The sequence below is a fragment of the Vibrio fluminensis genome, assembly GCF_015278125.1.
In the GTDB taxonomy this organism is placed as follows: Bacteria; Pseudomonadota; Gammaproteobacteria; order Enterobacterales; family Vibrionaceae; genus Vibrio; species Vibrio fluminensis.
The window spans coordinates 99,142-116,548 of record NZ_JADILO010000010.1; the positions used below are offsets into that span (position 1 = coordinate 99,142).

Below are 17,407 nucleotides of genomic sequence, written 5' to 3' on the forward strand. Positions count from 1 at the left end.
CACTCACATCTCTGATCGCCGCTATCATAAGCTTGCTTTTGGTATTCAACAAGTGGTAGTTGTTAATTGTTGCAAATTAACTATCACGCTGCGTGAAAAAATGCTCATCTATGCGGGTGGTTATCTAAGCAAAAAAAGCCGCAATGCGGCTTTTAGTTAGTAAGTATTTACTCAGTGGAAAATATCAATAAAATCGATAAGTTAACAACCATACTGGCGAGAAATATAACGTTCAAATTGCTCACACATATCCCAGTCAGATAGCTGATTGCTTGCCAAAACGGTTGCACCATCCACCACGGTAATTTTTGCATTGAGCGGGCTCGGCTTAGTTTGTGTGCGCGTTGCAAGTGCTGCCATTTTGTCTTGTTGCTTTTGCCAAGCTTGTTCTGCGGTTAAGTTACACTCGTCAGCAAGGTATTTAGCATTGAAGCCTTCGCCAGTCAGACTCTTGATGGTGTCATTGTGGGTTACGCTGTTACCTGGTTGCCAGTAGTGTTCACATAATAATGGGCCGATTTCCGGATTGTCTGTAAGGTAACCAAACTTGCCGAGGAAATATGCGCGAGTTTGGTAGACCGCCATGTGCGCTAATAAGTAGCCTTGGTACGCACACGCAGCTTCGTCAGAAAGTAAGTGTGGAATCGCCATTAATGGACGAGGACTGCATTCTAAGCCAAGAATGTCTTTTTCCATTTGGCGTGCAAGGTCAGTGACGCGTGCAGGCTGTAACTCTTCATCACTCAATTGATAAAGGGCGCGTTCAAAATAGGGTACAACCAGAATCGAGCGTTCTTCATACGCTTTGAATGGCTGTTTGCTGGTAGTAATCGCTTCAATGATACTGTCAGGCACTGGTTGACCTTCATGGTTCAGGGCGTAGCGTTTTAGCCAGTCGGCATCATTGAGTAAGCTGTCGCAGAACATCGACTGGGTTTCAGCATAGGCCATCGAAGTCGGCGCAAACTCAATTGAGAAGCAAGGTGAGTTCTGCTTCATATTGGCAAAGTGCGCAGCATGTCCGCCTTCATGGAAGAAAGTGTTGATACCGCTATAGCCACTGCCCACTTGATCGGGTTTAGCATTGCTTGTGAAGTTCACTTTAGCCGCCACCCAGTTACCTTGGTCATAGAATGAGGGGATAGGACCATGACAGAAGCCGTTTTGGTATTTCCCTTTTCTATCGAGCAGGTCGAGTGTCAGTTCCGCTGCTGAATAGTCGATATTTAAACGACCAAAGGATTCAATCCAGCGGCGTAGCGATTGCGAAAAAGGCACGTACGGGTCAAGGTCGCGCATCGCGTCGCCAGAGTATGCGTAAACAAAGTTATGTCCTTGTAGTGACTCAGCCCCTTTTTGTTGCGCCAGTTGCTCGAGAGCCTGCAGATGACCAGTGCGGGTACGTTGCTCGAAGTCATCTAAAATAGAGAACAATTCTTCACTGCTCATATGCTCAGTTTTTTGTACTGAGTAGTCAAAGTAGTTGGCATAACCGAGTGCGCGAGCGAAGCGGTTACGACGCTTAACCAAGTCAAGAAAGCCATTGCCAAGCAACCATTGCTCTAAATCTAGTAATGCTTGGTGAGCTGACTGGCGAGTTTCTGAGTTATTGCTGGTTCTAATAGCCGAAGACAGTACGGGCAAAGAGCCTTCCACTTGCTCACCTTTGTCATTGGTATAGAGCATTTGATGATCTTGTTTTGCTTTGAAAAGCTCAGACTCAAATTGAATTAGCTCGGCTTGTTGCTGCGCGGTTTGTTGATCTTCAATACCGTGCGAGTTAAACACAGCAAGCCAGCCATTTAATGCATGGATAGTTGCTTGTTTTTCTTGCTCATCTGCAATTTCATTTGCCAGTTCGAGATAATGTTTCACTTGGCGTAAGTTATCTGCGCGACCAAGAAATTGTGTCCATTCAGTCTGCGCTTGGGCTGCACCTTGGTGATCATCACTGATCCCCATATAGGTTTCCCAAAAGAAGTCTTCTTTATTGCGATGAATAGCCAAATATTGGCGATTCAATTGATTAACAAATTGAGTAGCGTTCATTTGATTCCTTTACATCTGTGCTCTGAGTCACCGGGTTGTATCGCCGGACAGGTCAACTTTGTTTAATCATTATGCATATTGCGTAAGTTAATCCCAGCATTAGAGGGTTTACATTCTTGGAGAGATCAAGCAATCTCAATGTCCCAGTTCTATTTAAGCTATTTCCCAATGTCACAATACCAGATCAAATTTATCGCATCCGATATGGATGGCACGCTACTGAACGAATCTTCTCAGTTATCACCTGAGTTTTATGATGTTTACCATCAACTGATTGAAAAGGGCATTATTTTCGCAGCAGCCTCTGGACGTCAGTATGCGAGTTTGCGTAAAACTTTTGCGCCGATCCAAGATGAACTGATGTATATCGCTGAAAATGGAACTTTGGTGATGCGTGGTGAAGAGGAGCTGTATTGCTGCCCACTTGGTAATCAAGTTGTCGAAGGGATTATCAACGAAGTTCGTCAAATCGAGGGCGCTTACATCGTTCTTTGTGGTAAACGTACTGCTTATATTGAAACGCAAGATCAACAAGCGATTGATGAGTTGAGTAAATACTACGCGGAATGCCAGTATGTAGATGACTTACTGCAAGTTGAAGACGAGTTTATCAAGATAGCGATTTGTCACTTCGATAGTACAGAAAAGCATGTTTACCCGATATTGAATGAGAAGTTTGGTGCGACCAACCAAGTGGTGGTGAGTGCTCGTATCTGGTTAGATATTATGCACGCAGAGGCGTCTAAAGGCGCAGCGATTGAACATTTGCAAAAAACGCTTGGTTTTACTCATGAGCAAACCATGAGTTTTGGTGATTACTTCAATGATGTTGAGATGCTTAAGTCGAGCTATCACTCGTATGCGGTAGAAAATGCGCATCCAGAGGTGAAGAAATTGGCTCGTTTTGGTGCGCCAAGCAATATTGATAATGGTGTACTGACCGTGATTAAAGAAAAAGTGCTTAACGCTGGGTAAGAGCAGTGTTTGCCAATGCCGGATAAATTGAGCCCTGCCATAGTTGCAGGGCTTTTTTTATTAGCCAATGTGCGTCATTTCATTAACGACAAAGCTCTCTACTGCACCCTCAGTCGCGGCGAGGTACTTTTCTATATGAGAGTTTGCCATATGCTGTTGCCAAAGCTCTCTATTGGTCCAATTTTCAAAAAACAGGAAATGGGCAGGGTTACTGTTATCTTGGTGCAAGTCGTAATTGACGCAGCCTTCCTCTTGGCGGGTGAATTCAATTAGGTTGAGTAGTTCTTGTTTAACTAAATCAACTTTATCTGGTTTTGCCACAATAATGGCAACGATAGTGAGGTGAGCCATAACGTTCCTTATTTGAGTTTGTTTCGTATAGATTTGCTAAGTGTAGAGGTTTTAGTAAGTTCTGCCGTGATACTAGTCGCAATGAAATTGAGAGCGATACTGTTTCGGCGAGACACCAACAATGCGCCGAAAATGGTGACGCATACTAACCGCATTATTAAAGCCTGCTTCAATTGCCAATTGTTCAATATTGATCTCTTTGCTTTCCAGTAAGCCTTTAGCTAATTCAGTTCGCTGACGAATGAGCCACTCTTGTGGCGTAAGGCTCATGCTGCTGCGAAACTTACGATCAAAGGTACGACGCGACATATTGGCTTTCTCTGCCAGAGTATCAATTTGGATCGGTTGCGCTAAGTTGGCTTTTGCCCAGTCCAACGCTTGGGAAAACTGATTAGGGACTTGCAGCATCGGGGTATCAACAAATTGAGCTTGCCCGCCACTACGATGTGCAGAAACGACTAACCTTTTCGCAACTTGATTGGCCGCCTCATAACCAAAGTCTTGGCGAATAATGGCCAGTCCGAGATCGAGCCCAGCTGCGCTTCCCGCTGAACATCCTAGTTGACCATCAAACACATACAACACATTACTGGCGTAATCTACGCTCGGATATCGCTCGCGGAATTTGCGCTCGAATGCCCAGTGAGTGGTTGCTTGCTTGTCTTGCAAAAGCCCGAGCTCTGCAAGCAGGAAAGCGCTAGAGCAGAATGAGATGATTCGTTTGTTCTGTTTGGCAAATTGACAGACTTGCTCCGCCAAATGCGGGTCGATGTCGAATGGGTCGGTTGGCCAACTGGGTACAACGAGCATGTCATAGCTTGCTAAGTCTGCAACATACTGGGTTTGCATCACGATAGCACCAGTGGTGGTGATTGTTTGGTTGTTCAGATTCACAATGTCGGTTTGATACCAAACCTTGAATTCAGGGCGTGGTAGTGCAAATAGCTCAACCGCGCAGCCGAGTTCAAACAGAGAGACGTGCGGGTGCGACAGTATCGCGACTCGGCACGGGGTTGCTTGCTGTTTGGTCATCCATTACCTCGCTAAGCCGTCGTGAAAGTATAGAGTAGTTTTTGATTAACTTGGCTTGATGTTAACGAACATTGACTAGAAAGCCAATGGTTGAAATTTAACCATGACGTAATAATGAAATGGTCAATTCGCAAAAGAAAACAAGGAGAGTTTATGTCGAGTGCGGTATCCAGAGTTCCAGCTGCAACTAGCGAGCAAGCGCTCGCTCACTTTATTCGACTGTTAGAGTTTGAGACAGATTGTTGGGATGTTCATCATGCGATCAGCAATCAAAGGCAAGATTTTGTGTTAGTTGATGTGCGTGGCGATGAACTGTTTGCTCAAGGTCATATTGCTGGTGCGGTGAACATTCCCCATCCACGCCTTAATGAGAAAAATCTAGTCCAATACCCGCCTGAGACTTTATTTGTGGTTTACTGTGCAGGTCCTCATTGCAACGGAACAGAGAAAGCGGCGATACGCTTAGCAAAGCTCGGTCGACCAGTGAAAAAGATGATTGGTGGTGTCACGGGGTGGCTTGATGAAGGGTTTGAATTAGTGCCAGAGGTGGATTATGCACAAGCTTTAGCCAAAGTATAATCGCCATGCATAGGGCGCATATATGATGTGAAAAAATATCATTGGATGTTTTATTTTTTCATCCATACACTCCGCGCTCTTTTTCTTCTAGGACACAGTATGTTCTCACAATCTTTGACTGCTCAGTTAACCAGAATGGTGTTGCTGCTTGGCATCACTTTGGTTGCGGTACATCACTGCGAACCTTTGCTTGAGTTGTTGGCTCAGCAAGCGGTTGATATGGGCTGCCACCAAAATAGTGGCTCAGAGGGACACTCTTCACACTCTCATCATCACTAAGGTTGCTATGAGTATTTTTCGTTTTCCATTATTAGTATGGCTGGGGATCGGCATTTTGATCACTAGCCTTGGCATTCGCCAATCATTCGGCATTTTCATGATGCCTATTTCAGAGCATTTTGGTACTGGACGTGAGTTCTTTAGTTTTGCCATTGCTTTACAGAACCTCTTATTTGGTGCTTTCCAACCGTTTATTGGTATGGCAGCAGACAAGTATGGCTCTAAACGCATTATCTTTTTAGGTGCACTTTCTTATGCGTTGGGTCTCTACTTAACTTCCATCACCAGCGAAGCGAGCATGCTCTATATCTCGCTTGGCGCTTTGGTTGGTTTAGGTTTAAGTGCGACGAGTTACGTGATTGTACTTGGCGCGGTCGCGAAAGTGGTGCCAGCTGAGCATGCTGCAAAAGCATTTGGCTTGACGACCGCAGCGGGTTCGTTTGGTATGTTTGCGGTGATCCCCGGAGCACAATGGCTGTTGACCGATTTTGGTTGGCAACAAGCGCTGCAAGTGTTTGCGATGCTGTGTACCATTATCATGGCGTTAAGCCTGTTTATGAAAACTTCGCCAAAAGCGAACACAGGTGCAGTAAACCAAGTTCAAGATGATCAAACCCTATTGCAAGCACTGAAAGAAGCGTTTAATCACAAGGGTTATTGGTTGATCCATGCTGGCTTCTTTGTGTGTGGTTTCCATGTAATGTTTATTGCGACGCACTTACCAAGTTACTTAGCTGACAAGCATTTACCAGCATCAAGCGCTGCAATGGCGTTGGCTTATGTGGGCATCTTTAACATCTTTGGCTCTTACTTTTGGGGCATCATGGGTGACAAGTTCAACAAGCGTTATGTAATGTCTGCGTTGTACTTGATGCGTACTGTGGTGATTGCGGGTTTTGTGACGCTGCCAATCACTGAAAATACTGCAGCCATCTTTGGTGGTGCGATTGGTTTTTGTTGGTTGGGCACCGTGCCACTGACTTCAGGTTTAGTTCGTCAAATCTTTGGTGCGCGTTACTTATCGACGTTGTACGGACTGGTGTTTTTTACTCACCAGGTTGGCAGTTTCTTGGGCGCATGGGCTGGTGGTCGTATCTATGATTATTACGGTAGCTATGAGCCGATCTGGTGGTCAACTGTCGTTCTCGCGTTTATTGCAGCGCTATTGCATATTCCAATTAATGATAAGCCAGTGGCTCGCTTAGCAATGGCATAAGCACTGGGCTTATTATTAGGTTAATCACTAACCGATTTGAAGAGAGCTGAGTTATACTTAGCTCTCTTTTTTATCTCTTATTGGTTCCCATCCATGTTTTCCGAGTGGTTCACCTCAGAAGCGCTATTGGCTGCGCTGCTGATCTTTGTTGGTTCTTTTGTTCAAACCTCAATAGGTTTTGGTCTCGCGATTGTTGCGGCACCTTTATTGTTTTTTGTTTCGCCGATCTATGTACCATCACCAATTGTCATGGTCGCCCTGTTTATCTCTATCTTAAACGCCTACAAGTACCGTAATAATGTCGAAATTGGTGGGCTGAAAATGGCATTAATTGGGCGCGTGCCGGGATCGATCGCTGGTGGCTTGCTGCTGGTATTGGTGTCAGGGGATGTGTTGGCATTATGGCTGGGCTTTTTGGTGTTGCTTGCTGTGGTGGTAAGCCTACTACCATTTCGTGTTGAGCCAACGCCAACACGTATGGGAATTGCTGGCTTTTTCTCTGGTTTTTTTGGTACCAGTTCTGCGATTGGTGGGCCACCGATGGCGCTGCTTCTACAGCATCAAGAAGCAAACCAACTACGCGGTAACCTGTCAGCTTTCTTTGTATTCAGCTCAATGATTTCACTTGCGGTGCAAGCTCCGGCAGGCTTTTTAACTTTGCATCATATTTGGATTACTATTCCGTTGATTCCTGCAGGCTGGCTTGGCTATCAATTGGCGCGTAAGACGACAGACAGTTTGCCGAAAGAAAAAATCCGTATCGGTGCGTTACTGCTATGCTCGATAAGTGGGGCCACCGCAGTATGGCAAGGTTTTACCTCAATATAATTCATATCCAGTTCATGTTGGCTGTGGATAATGGCGATTAACGGATAATATTTTTCTGCATATGAGCCACATAATAGGTGGGATAAGCTATAGTCGCTCTCGACTTCTATACTAATTTACATTGCCTATGTAAGTTATTGCCAGTTTTTACAAAGAGGGTTTAAAACTATGCGCACATTAGGAAACATCATCTGGTTTATCTGTGGTGGTGTGGTTATGGGATTGATGTGGTGGCTATTTGGTTTGCTGGCATTTATCAGTATTGTCGGTATTCCATGGGGCCGAGCTTGCTTCGTAATGGGTAATTTTTCATTCTTCCCATTTGGCCAAGAAGCGATTTCTCGCGATGAACTGACCAATGAAATGGACATTGGCACCAGTCCTCTCGGTGTGATTGGTAACGTGATTTGGTTCTTGTTGGCTGGTGTTTGGCTTGCTATTGGTCATATCTTATCGGCGGTAGCGTGCTTTGTTACTATCATCGGTATTCCATTTGCATTGCAGCATTTGAAATTAGCGGTAATTTCACTCGCGCCAATTGGTAAGACCGTCGTATCAAAAGAAGAAGCGGCAGCGGCGCGTTACTCACTTCGCAAGTAACACTTCGCAAGTAACATAGTCTGCTAAATTGATTAGAAGCCGTTAGTCAGTGACTAACGGCTTTTTAGTAAGCTTTGATCCCGTGAGGGCGCAGTTTACTTGGTAGTATGTCGTCTAACTTATCAATCTCATCCGCGAATACTTCTACTAGCGCAAACTGATGCTGTTGATAAATGTCGCGAATACGCTCAATCTCTTGCTCGGCCATTGCGCCGTGATCATTTCCCCAATACTGCAAATAGACTTTACCACTCGGTAAGTAAAAATCACTCAGTTGTTCTGCTTCGATGGGAAGTGGGCGATCATACGCATGGACAATGCCGTTCATATAGAGCCAGTTGTCAATGATTAGCTCTGATCGAGAGCGCACATAGTGGCCATCAAGTGTGCGATGTTTGGCTGCGAACTTTTGCTGAAAGTTAGAGAATGACTTATCAGTAGCCTTGGCTTCTGCATCTTGCCCTAAGTATTCAAGGACGGTCTGCTTGAGCCTTTGATTGCGCGTAATCGTGTCATGCCACATAACAAATAATTGTTGGCTCTGTTTATCGCTTTTTTGCTGAGCCCCATGAGTCAGTCCAGCTGGTGTTACTTGCCAGCCTTGATCTGTCTTAACAATCCAACCCAATTCACTGAGCAATAGATTGAGTCGCTTGGCGGTGAGTTTTAGTCGTTCTCCCAGTTGAGTCGCACTAAGCAAGTTGCCGCTGCTCAAGGTGTCATCTATTAGTAAGTTTTCCGGCCAAACGATAAATTGGCCAAACTTTGCGTGTTGGATATATTCGCCACCAAATTTAGCGCCAATCTCGGTAAGTACCCAGCCATCTTCACTTCGATTAATGTAACCTGCGCGCTTGAGCTGATGGAAAAGCTCTTTGGCTGGTAAATCACGAAGTTTAGCAAGTTGCGAAGTTGAAAGTTTATCTGCTGCCATGATGGTTCCTATTCAAAATAGCGATTCTATTTTCGCAGTGGATCATTTGTTCGCCAAATGAAAACAATGAATCTGAGATAAGGGGCAGTGTTTTACAAGAGAATAAGGAGGCATAGCCTCCTTATTTACGATGATTTAGTGAGCGTAGACCTCGAAACTGACTTGGTTACGGCCGGAGCCTTTTGCTTTATGTAGGGCTTTTTCAACTCGACAAATCGTCTCTTGATGATTGTTTACTATCACCCCACCCCCAATACTTGCGGTAAAAGGAATATTTTGTTCCCCAACTCTGACAGGGTTCTTTTCAATCATCATTCGCAACTCTTCACAGCGTGTTAGCGCATCACTTTGATCGTGAGCGTGGAAGAGTAAACTAAATTTACCTAAGCCATCACGCGATAGGCTGATCGCTCGAGGTTTAGGAAAACATGTTTGCATCATTTCCGCGACTGCAAGGGTAATTTTGTCCGCGCATTGAGAACCATGGTGATTGAGGATTTGGTCAAAGAAGTCGACTTCCAATTGTGCGAAATAGACATTCTCATTGTTTTTATGGCAATCAATCGACGCATTCATCGTGTGTTGGTTGTCAAGCTTCGTCATGACGTCTTTGCACAGTAGGCTCTTATGAAGCAATAGGTTGCTTAATACAATTTCACCGCGGTCTCGAATGATACGCATAATACTGCCCCCCATAGGCAAGCGGGTTTGTATATAAACTACGCCAATGAGCTGACCTTGGTTACAAAGTGGCATGATGTGGTGGTTGGTACGAATCTGCAGTTTTTGAGCGAGACGGTCAGCATTCTGTTTGCTTGAAAAGAGCGTTTTATTTGGTACAAAACTCGCCGCAAGTGCCTTGTCATTCATGACTACTCGGCTGTTACCATGGAAATCAATCGTAGAAAATTCGCCACTTTGATTATCATATAAACAGAATTGAATGCCTCGGTTGGGAATAAACCGATCGATGGTGTAACGAAGCTGAAGTTTATAATTACTGATGTCTTTTTGATTGCTGAGGTTTGCCAGAGCGACACTAAGCTGACGGGTTAGGTAACTAATTGCCAGTGAAATATAGAGTAATGATGCAATAAATATTGCAGTTAAACCAAATTGGTAGGATGTGGCTAAAATATCTGAGCGGTCGGTACCCGCAATAAACACCCAGTCAAAGCTATTGTCTGCATCGAATATGGCCACTTTGTTTTTATTACGGTAGTAATACTCAAATTCTGAGAATTTGTTACCAGATTCGACTAGCTGGCTAATACCACTGTTGTAACTAATTGAAGCGGTTCCAATGCGTTTTGGATTTGGGTGGAAAATTAGGCGACCAGTGTGTCTATCAATCACGAAGACATAGCCATTATCGAGTGTACGTAAGCCACGCAAACTCTGAGTGGCATGCATTAAATCGAACTCTAGCCATAGTTGCTTTTTATCATTCGGGGTATATTTCACCGCGAATACCCAGTAGTCAGGGTATTTTTCATAGAGAGATGAGATAGCAACCTTAGGAGAAATGCTCACTAGCGGTGTCCAAATAATATTTGGATCTTTTTCTGGTAATGTCGGGTGGAGTAAAGCCGAGCGGTATTGCCCCGTCTCTAAATTGACAGAAATAATATCAGCATATATCGGCGAATGTTTTAGAATTCTTTTGGCCGCAATATCGAAATCGTTTAATGTTTTTGCTTCATTAAGTAAGAACAGCTTGCTTGAAGCGGCTTCTACTTGATAAGAAACTAGGTTTGTTGCGGTAGTTAGATTATCTAATGACTGTAAGTGAGCGTTTTGTTCCGAAGCTTTAAGTTGGTCGTAGGCTAGAAACAACATTCCGATAGATAACAGAATAACGTACGGTTTCAGTGTTTTTGTGACCAGTTTCGGTAAGCTCATGATAGAAATTGCCAGATTGTGTGTAAATAATGTGATTTATGTCTTATTTTAAAGGCAATTCTTGTTATAAGCAATTGGTTACTATGCATGTAAAGATAATAAGCAGAGTAACAGGGTATTACTCTGCTTGGTTGTTTATCACGATTTTTATTTGATAGGGTGATTATTCTTTGTTCAATTGGCAGGTGAAGATTGCCATAGAGCGCGGTTCCAACATGACATGTTTTCGCTCGACACACTGATGCATCAGCGTTGATGAAGTGTCACATATCATTTGCCATTGCTGGCCGGTTTTATTTGGTAGAGTAAACCTAGCGGGAGCATCTGTTTGGTTAATGGCGTAGAAGAGTTGTTCACCAAACTCTCCAATACCCATGTGCAGTCCAACGGCGGTAACGGTGTTCCAATCTTGATGACTGAGTGGATTGCCATCCAGTTTGCGCCAATATACACGGTTGCTATTGCGACTCTCCCCGCTGAACGCATGAATAAACGGTACCATGTAGGTTTGCCGTGCCGAAATCATCGCTGCCATCCATGTGCGAAATTCTTGTTTACGCTCATCCAATTGCCAGCTTAACCAACTTATTTCGTTGTCTTGGCAGTAGGCGTTATTGTTGCCTTTTTGACTGTGTGACAGAACGTCTGCCATTAATAAATGTGGAATGCCAAAAGAGAACAGTAGAGTGGCAACGAAATTTCGTTTTTGGATTTCTCGTCGCTCTAAGATAAGAGGATCGTTAGTTTCTCCTTCCTGCCCATAATTGGCCGAACGATTGTCTCCATGACCATCTCGATTTTGTTCACCATTGGCATCATTGTGCTTCGATTTATAGGAAACGAGATCTTGTAAGCAGAAGCCATCATGGTAAGTGATGTAATTGATTGTTAGGCGGTAGGGCCAGTTGGCTGCACTATAAAGATCGCGTGAGCCCATAATACGAGTGGCAAGTTCGGTAAGATAACCTTGATCTCCCCGCCAGAAGCTACGGCTAGTATCTCGCAGACGGTCGTTGCATTCATTCCAGCCGAATGGAAAGTTGCCTACCTGATAGCCGTTAGGTCCAATATCCCAAGGTTCAGCAATCAACTTGGTTTGTTTTAGGGTTGGGTCTTGAGCTATGGCCTTGAAGAACCCACCATTCGGATTAAAGTTTTCACCCTCTCTGCCCAGAGTCGCTGCCAAATCAAATCTAAACCCATCAATATGATATTCACTTACCCAGTAGCGTAAGGTATCCATCACTAAGTTGAGCGTTGGCTGATAAGATAAATCTAGGGTGTTACCGCAGCCAGTATAGTTAGCATAGTGTTGACCATGTTTAAGATAGTAATGTTTATCTAGCGCTTTAAGGTTAAAGACAGGTCCATCAGGACCGCCTTCGGCTGTATGGTTGTAGACTACGTCAAGTATCACTTCGATGCCGTTTCTGTGTAGTTCGCGAATCGCAGTCTTTAATTCAATTACCGCGTCTTTATCGGCATATCTTGGATCTGGCACCATAAAGAGGTATGGGTTGTAACCCCAATAATTCACCTTATCCATATTGAGTAGGTGAGGTTCGTGCATACAAGCCGCCACAGGGAGAAGCTGAATAGTGTTGATATTTTGCTGTTTGTAGAAGTTCAGCATGGCTTCACTGATTAACCCTAGATAACAACCTTGCTGCTCAAGGGGAACTTCCGGATTGAGCTTGCTGACACCTTTAACGTGCGTTTCAAACAAAACCATCTCTTCTTTGGCTCGTTTAGGTGATTCAATGCCTTGCCAATCAAATCGATCGTCAGTGACGACACATTTCGCAAGTTGGAAGCTTTTTCGGGCATTAAAAGGTGTTTTGTAGTCAAGAGGATGATCAAGCGCTTTCGCGTAAGGATCGGCGATATAGTGTTCTTGACCTTGTACGAGTGAGATATAGCCATAACGTTGACTGGCTTGAATACCTTCAATAAAGACGTGTTTGATGCCTGCATATTCACCAGTTAACTCATAAGTGGTGTGTTGACCTTGAGCGTCAAAAAGAGCCAAACGAATATCTTCACTGTCGGGTGCATAAATAGCGAAGTTACAACCTTGATCGTTCAAGGTTACCCCTAGTGGGAATGGGCTAGAAACTGTTGTTGTCATGTCTGTCGTTTATTACCAATGCAGTGCAATGCGTCTGGATAGTGCTAATTTTTCTACTTATGGGCGCATTGCTTTTAATTTATGTCTTAAATAGTGAACTATAGGGCATTACTCGTGACAAAAAGTGTGCCCCAGCCAGTAATTTGTTGTCTAAATAGTGATCAAGTTCGAATAACGTTATTTTTTTGTTGTGATAGTCACGTGATAAGGCGGGGTGGTGAAGGAATTCGTGCTAGTCGAAGTTCTCAGCTAACGCAACTAGGATCACAAAGTAAGGTAAATCATACTTAACGCTTGTGCCGTATAAGTTTCTAAAAACTAATCGTTTATTTCATTTTTAATCAACTTTTGTTACACAGTGTGAGCGTGCTTGCTTTGACTCTTTTGTTTGCTTATCTACGCTTAGAGGTAATCGGAAGCCAAATGAAAGGAGACTATAATGGCGACATTTAAGCAGGACATTCCAAATCGAGTAACCGTTTACCATGATGATATTGAGCAAGAGAAAGCGTTAAAAAATGCATTAGCACCAGAAAAGCCACGCTATTTTAATGGTTCACCTACTTATCAAGCAGAAAGCGTCGATGCATTTATTCAGCGAGTCGAAGATGCAGGTTTGTCTATCGCGAAATAGTGGGATGAAATCTTAAATCGACAAGACCGCCATTTGGGCGGTCTTGTTAATTTGTCCGTGTCTGTTAGGTACTTTTTGCAATTGAAATAATACGTCTGAGCACTTCGTTCTCTGTAACCTCGGGGTTACGATAATAGCGGAAGATTTCAGAGTTGATGGCTTGTTGGGCAACCGGATTAACCGCCATTGAATCAGTCATACTTGGTACCGCCAATCCTTGCTCGGTCGCTTGGATAAAGTCCTTGTGAGATTGAATTTGGCATGGATTAAAACCAGCTAAGTCAATGTCAGTACGGACTGGTATTGAGCCTTTCACTCGGTTAAATGTTGTTTGAAATTCTTTGTCCGCTAGAACGTTGGCAACTTGAGTCGCTTGCTGTTGTGTAAAGTCACTCGCTACCATAAACAGAAAACTATCCATGTTATAGAGAAAGGCGTTGTGAGATTGAGGAGCAGGGTAGCAACCTATCTTTTGTGGAACGTTAACGTCAGAGGCCAGTAAGTCGCCTAATATCCAATCACCACCAAGTTGAAATAGCGCTTGGTCATCAATTAACGCTTGAGTTGCGGTATCCCAATTTTGGTTGGGCTGCTGCGCGGGTACCAAATTGGATATTTGTCTCAATTGGCGCAATGCGGTTCGCATTTGATCACTGTCGATGTGGTCTCGTTGTAATTCGACCAGTGCTTGGTAGTAAAAATCGACACCGCCGTTCGCAATCACTAAGCTTTCGAACAACAATGCCACTTGCCATGCTTGCTCTCCAACCGCAAGAGGGATGACATTCTGTTGCTTTGCTTTTTCCATTGCTTGAAACATTTCTGGCCATGTCTTTGGCACGCTAAGATCCAGCTTTTCCAATAAGTCGTGGTTTACCCACATCCAGTTAAGGCGATGGAGAGTAATAGGAAGTGCAACATAGCCATTATCGGTTTTATTGATGTTAATCGTGAGCGGATAAAGGTTGTTGTCCCAGTCTTGTTCAGTGGCGGTTTGGTTGATCGTATGAACAATCCCCACCTCATCCCAAGCTTTGATGCTTGGACCCTCTATCTGTGCAATATCGGGTGTATTGCCAGCGAGAGCGCGAGCTTGAAGTACCGTCATTGCGCTATCACCGCCTCCACCTAGAATCGGTGATGGCAGTAAAGGGATATCGTGCGTGAGAAGTTGTTGTTCGAGAGCATCGAGTGCCTTTTTCTCACCCTTAGATGTCCACCAATGTAAGAATTCTACGTCAGCAACACTATTGGCTGAAAGGCTAGCAAGGACGACTGCTAGGGTTATTTTTCTCATAACTAATCTCTTGGGAAGGCAAGTGTTGCGATTAAGCCACCTCGGTTACTCATCTCGAGTGAGAGCTGTCCTCCATGGGCTTTGGCAATACTTTGGGAAATCGTTAAACCAAGTCCATTACCTTCTTGGTCATTTGAACCTCGGTAATAGGGCTGGGTCAATTTATCTAATGTGGCTGAATCAAGCGAGGTGCCGTGGTCTTGTACGCTGATGGTGACTGAGTCAATGGACTCGGTAAGGTGAATATCAGCTTTATGGCCGTATTTGATCGCATTATCGACTAAGTTTTGAATGCAGCGTTTAATGGCCAACGGCTTACCCGCGTAATAGTCAACATTATGGTTATGAACTGTGATTTTATCGCCGTTTGGGTCGATAGCGCTGGCGATATGGGTGACTAACTGATTAAGATCGATAGGCTCGATATCTTCGTGAATGTCGGTCTCTTTGATACATTGCAGTGCGCCCTTAACCATTAAATCGAGGTCATTTGCGATACGGCTAAAGCGTTCTCGTTCGGTTTCATCGTTGAGCATTTCTGCGCGTAGCTTAAGGCAGGCTATTGGTGTTTTTAAGTCGTGCGATATAGCGCCAAATAGCATTTCACGATCTTTAATGTGGCTATCAATCCGTCGATTCATCTTATTGAATGCGTGTACAGCTGCGCGAAGTTCTGCACTTCCTTCTTCTTTCACCTCAGGCACTTTTAGGCGGCTCGACATCAAGGTCGCCGCTTTCGCCAGTTGGCGAATTGGGCGAATTTCACGCTGGACGACAAACCAAGTGCAAATCAACAGTAAAAGTGCCGAGAGCAACATAGTGAACCACTCTCTTATATCAAAATAGCTGGTTTCTAAATTGATATAGGGTGCGGGCAACACCGCGGCCAGATAGAACCAAGCTTGTTGGTCGACTTTTACTTGGATCACTAAAATCGGTGGATTAAGATCACCATAAGAGAGTGAGTAATGCCCCCACAACATTGGCAGTTCGTCTATCGGTAACTCTTTATTGAACACTTTGAGTTTGTCACGACGGGTGAACTCGACCTGAATATCGGGCGCATCTTGCAGTTCGTTGTGCAGGACTTGTTCAACCTCGTTTATTACCATCGCTTTTCTATTACTTTCTGGCAGAGGAGCCACTGGGATCTGATGGTTATTAAGGGAAACGAAAAAGCGTGTTCCGCCCATGTTACGTAATTGGTTTAGAACTAAATGGCGATATTCAGGCGGTAGGGTTTGGAAAAATGAAATCGTTGACGCGGCACTTAGTGCCAAACTGTTTACCGTTGTCTTCAAGCCCTGCTCATCTTTATCGCTGCTGTGTTGGTACCAAATGAGGCCAGCTAAAAACTGCGCAATAATGATCACGCACAGCAAAAATAGACTAGTGCGCATTGCTAGCGAATTGCCCAGTCCTTTAACCTTCATACTGTACACCGGCGGTTAGCATGTAGCCTTTGTTACGTACCGTGAGAATCAAGGAGCGATCTTTATCATCGAGATGATGGCGTAAGCGACTGATTTGCACATCAATCCCTCGCTCGAATGGATCAGCATCGCGACCCCATATCTCTCTGGCAATATCGTCACGAGATAGAATAGATTCGGCATGAGAGATAAATAGCCCTAACAATGACAAATCAGCCCCGCTGAGTTGTTTAACGGTTTTGGTTGGCGTGTGAGTAAGTTGACGAGTTACGGTATCTAGTTGCCATTCATCAAAGCGTACTTTACGTGCTAGTTTGGCGCTGTGACTTGAAACGCTGCGGCGTAGTATGGTTTTAATTCGAGCTAGCAACTCACGCGGACTAAACGATTTTGTGATGTAATCATCAGCTCCCATTTCTAAGCCAGCCACACGGTCTGCTTCTTCTGTTACGGCTGTCAACATGATAATGGGCACATTCGATGTTCTGCGCAATTTCTGACATAAAGTGAAGCCATCGTCACCTGGCATCATAATATCGAGAATAATCAAATCCGGTTGGTGCATTTCAAGTAATTGCCACATAACAGCGCCATTTTCAGCGCCAATGACGTCAAAACCAGCTTTGCCTAAGTAGTCGCTGAGCGCTTCACGCAGATCTTGGTTATCATCAACGACTAAGATTTGTTTCTCACACATTCACTGATCAGCCCTGTTTTATATCAATGGGTATATGATGCCATTGAAGTGAGCTTTCTCAATCACTTACTCAATAAAGTGATGGTTTCAATAAGGTATTTTTGTAAGTGACCTCTTACAAACGTGAGTTAATTTGCAACCTTTTATGTGCATTTAGCCCGTACCATAAGAATCAGTTCTGCAAATGGCAGACTCCCAACCGTTACGGTATATGCTCTCACTTCGTATCGGTGCTGCGATTCGCGGAATGAATGTGTTTATGTGTAGTCACTTTCTTGTCCTATGGCTATTTGTCCCAGCGAATAGTCTCGACAAGTTGTGCAGCCAACCTTTATTGGTTGGCTCAGATTGATGACGAACCCCGCTTTTTCAAGCGGGGTTCTTTTTTGGAAGCGACCGTAGGTCGCGATCGCGATATTTTTTGTTATACCGTGCGCAGAAGCTTCCATTCATTACATAGGCATACAGAAGCA

At 44.2% G+C, this 17,407-nt stretch carries 16 protein-coding genes; 7 read left to right on the top strand and 9 right to left on the bottom strand.

Annotated features, from left to right (window positions below; translation table 11 throughout):
- Nucleotides 1-201: 201 nt before the first annotated feature.
- The gene (locus IRQ95_RS09580) at nt 202-2,049 is read right to left on the bottom strand and encodes a M3 family metallopeptidase (RefSeq protein ID WP_194436731.1); all 1,848 of its coding nucleotides are present in this window, start codon (nt 2,047-2,049) and stop codon (nt 202-204) included.
- Between the two features lie 168 nt (nt 2,050-2,217).
- On the opposite strand from IRQ95_RS09580, the gene IRQ95_RS09585 reads away from it, so the two are divergent.
- Entirely contained in the window at nt 2,218-3,024 is an 807-nt protein-coding gene (locus IRQ95_RS09585) for a Cof-type HAD-IIB family hydrolase (protein WP_194436750.1), read from the top strand.
- 60 nt (nt 3,025-3,084) lie between these two features.
- Here the strand turns inward: IRQ95_RS09585 and IRQ95_RS09590 are convergent, their stop codons facing one another.
- Together IRQ95_RS09590 and IRQ95_RS09595 are read right to left on the bottom strand one after the other, a co-directional pair.
- Complete coding sequence (locus IRQ95_RS09590) at nt 3,085-3,375, bottom strand: putative quinol monooxygenase (RefSeq protein ID WP_194436732.1); 291 nt, start codon at nt 3,373-3,375, stop codon at nt 3,085-3,087.
- Nucleotides 3,376-3,447: 72 nt separating this feature from the next.
- Entirely contained in the window at nt 3,448-4,407 is a 960-nt protein-coding gene (locus IRQ95_RS09595) for a helix-turn-helix domain-containing protein (RefSeq protein WP_194436733.1), read from the bottom strand.
- 153 nt (nt 4,408-4,560) lie between these two features.
- Between IRQ95_RS09595 and IRQ95_RS09600 the strand changes: the two genes are divergently transcribed.
- The 5 genes from IRQ95_RS09600 to IRQ95_RS09620 all read left to right on the top strand — a co-directional run bounded on the left by IRQ95_RS09600 (nt 4,561) and on the right by IRQ95_RS09620 (nt 7,909).
- On the top strand, nt 4,561-4,986 hold the full coding sequence (locus IRQ95_RS09600; RefSeq protein WP_194436734.1) for a rhodanese-like domain-containing protein: 426 nt from the start codon (nt 4,561-4,563) through the stop codon (nt 4,984-4,986).
- A gap of 99 nt (nt 4,987-5,085) precedes the next feature.
- A complete protein-coding gene (locus IRQ95_RS09605; protein WP_075650647.1) occupies nt 5,086-5,265 on the top strand; it encodes a hypothetical protein in 180 nt (59 codons plus the stop codon).
- Nucleotides 5,266-5,272: 7 nt separating this feature from the next.
- Nucleotides 5,273-6,481 carry an MFS transporter gene (locus tag IRQ95_RS09610; protein WP_194436735.1) on the top strand — a complete coding sequence of 403 codons (1,209 nt, stop codon included), beginning with the start codon at nt 5,273-5,275 and terminating at the stop codon, nt 6,479-6,481.
- Between the two features lie 93 nt (nt 6,482-6,574).
- A complete protein-coding gene (locus IRQ95_RS09615) occupies nt 6,575-7,309 on the top strand; it encodes a sulfite exporter TauE/SafE family protein (RefSeq protein WP_194436736.1) in 735 nt (244 codons plus the stop codon).
- Between the two features lie 168 nt (nt 7,310-7,477).
- Nucleotides 7,478-7,909 carry a YccF domain-containing protein gene (locus IRQ95_RS09620; protein ID WP_075650640.1) on the top strand — a complete coding sequence of 144 codons (432 nt, stop codon included), beginning with the start codon at nt 7,478-7,480 and terminating at the stop codon, nt 7,907-7,909.
- Nucleotides 7,910-7,973: 64 nt separating this feature from the next.
- On the opposite strand, the gene IRQ95_RS09625 is transcribed toward IRQ95_RS09620, so the two are convergent.
- From IRQ95_RS09625 to glgX, 3 genes are all read right to left on the bottom strand, one after another.
- A complete protein-coding gene (locus tag IRQ95_RS09625) occupies nt 7,974-8,843 on the bottom strand; it encodes a glycerol kinase (RefSeq protein ID WP_194436737.1) in 870 nt (289 codons plus the stop codon).
- 135 nt (nt 8,844-8,978) lie between these two features.
- A complete protein-coding gene (locus tag IRQ95_RS09630; protein WP_228481360.1) occupies nt 8,979-10,745 on the bottom strand; it encodes a sensor domain-containing diguanylate cyclase in 1,767 nt (588 codons plus the stop codon).
- A gap of 163 nt (nt 10,746-10,908) precedes the next feature.
- On the bottom strand, nt 10,909-12,873 hold the full coding sequence (glgX, locus tag IRQ95_RS09635; RefSeq protein WP_194436738.1) for a glycogen debranching protein GlgX: 1,965 nt from the start codon (nt 12,871-12,873) through the stop codon (nt 10,909-10,911).
- A 439-nt stretch (nt 12,874-13,312) separates the two neighbouring features.
- Here glgX and IRQ95_RS09640 point away from each other — a divergent pair, with 439 nt between their 5' ends.
- Complete coding sequence (locus IRQ95_RS09640; RefSeq protein ID WP_194436739.1) at nt 13,313-13,507, top strand: hypothetical protein; 195 nt, start codon at nt 13,313-13,315, stop codon at nt 13,505-13,507.
- Between the two features lie 64 nt (nt 13,508-13,571).
- On the opposite strand, the gene IRQ95_RS09645 is transcribed toward IRQ95_RS09640, so the two are convergent.
- The 3 genes from IRQ95_RS09645 to IRQ95_RS09655 are packed head-to-tail and all read right to left on the bottom strand — an operon-like array spanning nt 13,572 to nt 16,934.
- A complete protein-coding gene (locus IRQ95_RS09645; RefSeq protein ID WP_194436740.1) occupies nt 13,572-14,804 on the bottom strand; it encodes an ABC transporter substrate-binding protein in 1,233 nt (410 codons plus the stop codon).
- 2 nt (nt 14,805-14,806) lie between these two features.
- The gene (locus tag IRQ95_RS09650; protein ID WP_194436741.1) at nt 14,807-16,237 is read right to left on the bottom strand and encodes an ATP-binding protein; all 1,431 of its coding nucleotides are present in this window, start codon (nt 16,235-16,237) and stop codon (nt 14,807-14,809) included.
- Nucleotides 16,227-16,934 (bottom strand): response regulator transcription factor, encoded by a 708-nt coding sequence (locus IRQ95_RS09655; protein WP_194436742.1) that lies wholly within the window; start codon nt 16,932-16,934, stop codon nt 16,227-16,229. Before IRQ95_RS09655 ends, IRQ95_RS09650 begins: the two co-directional genes overlap by 11 nt.
- Nucleotides 16,935-17,407: the final 473 nt, after the last annotated feature.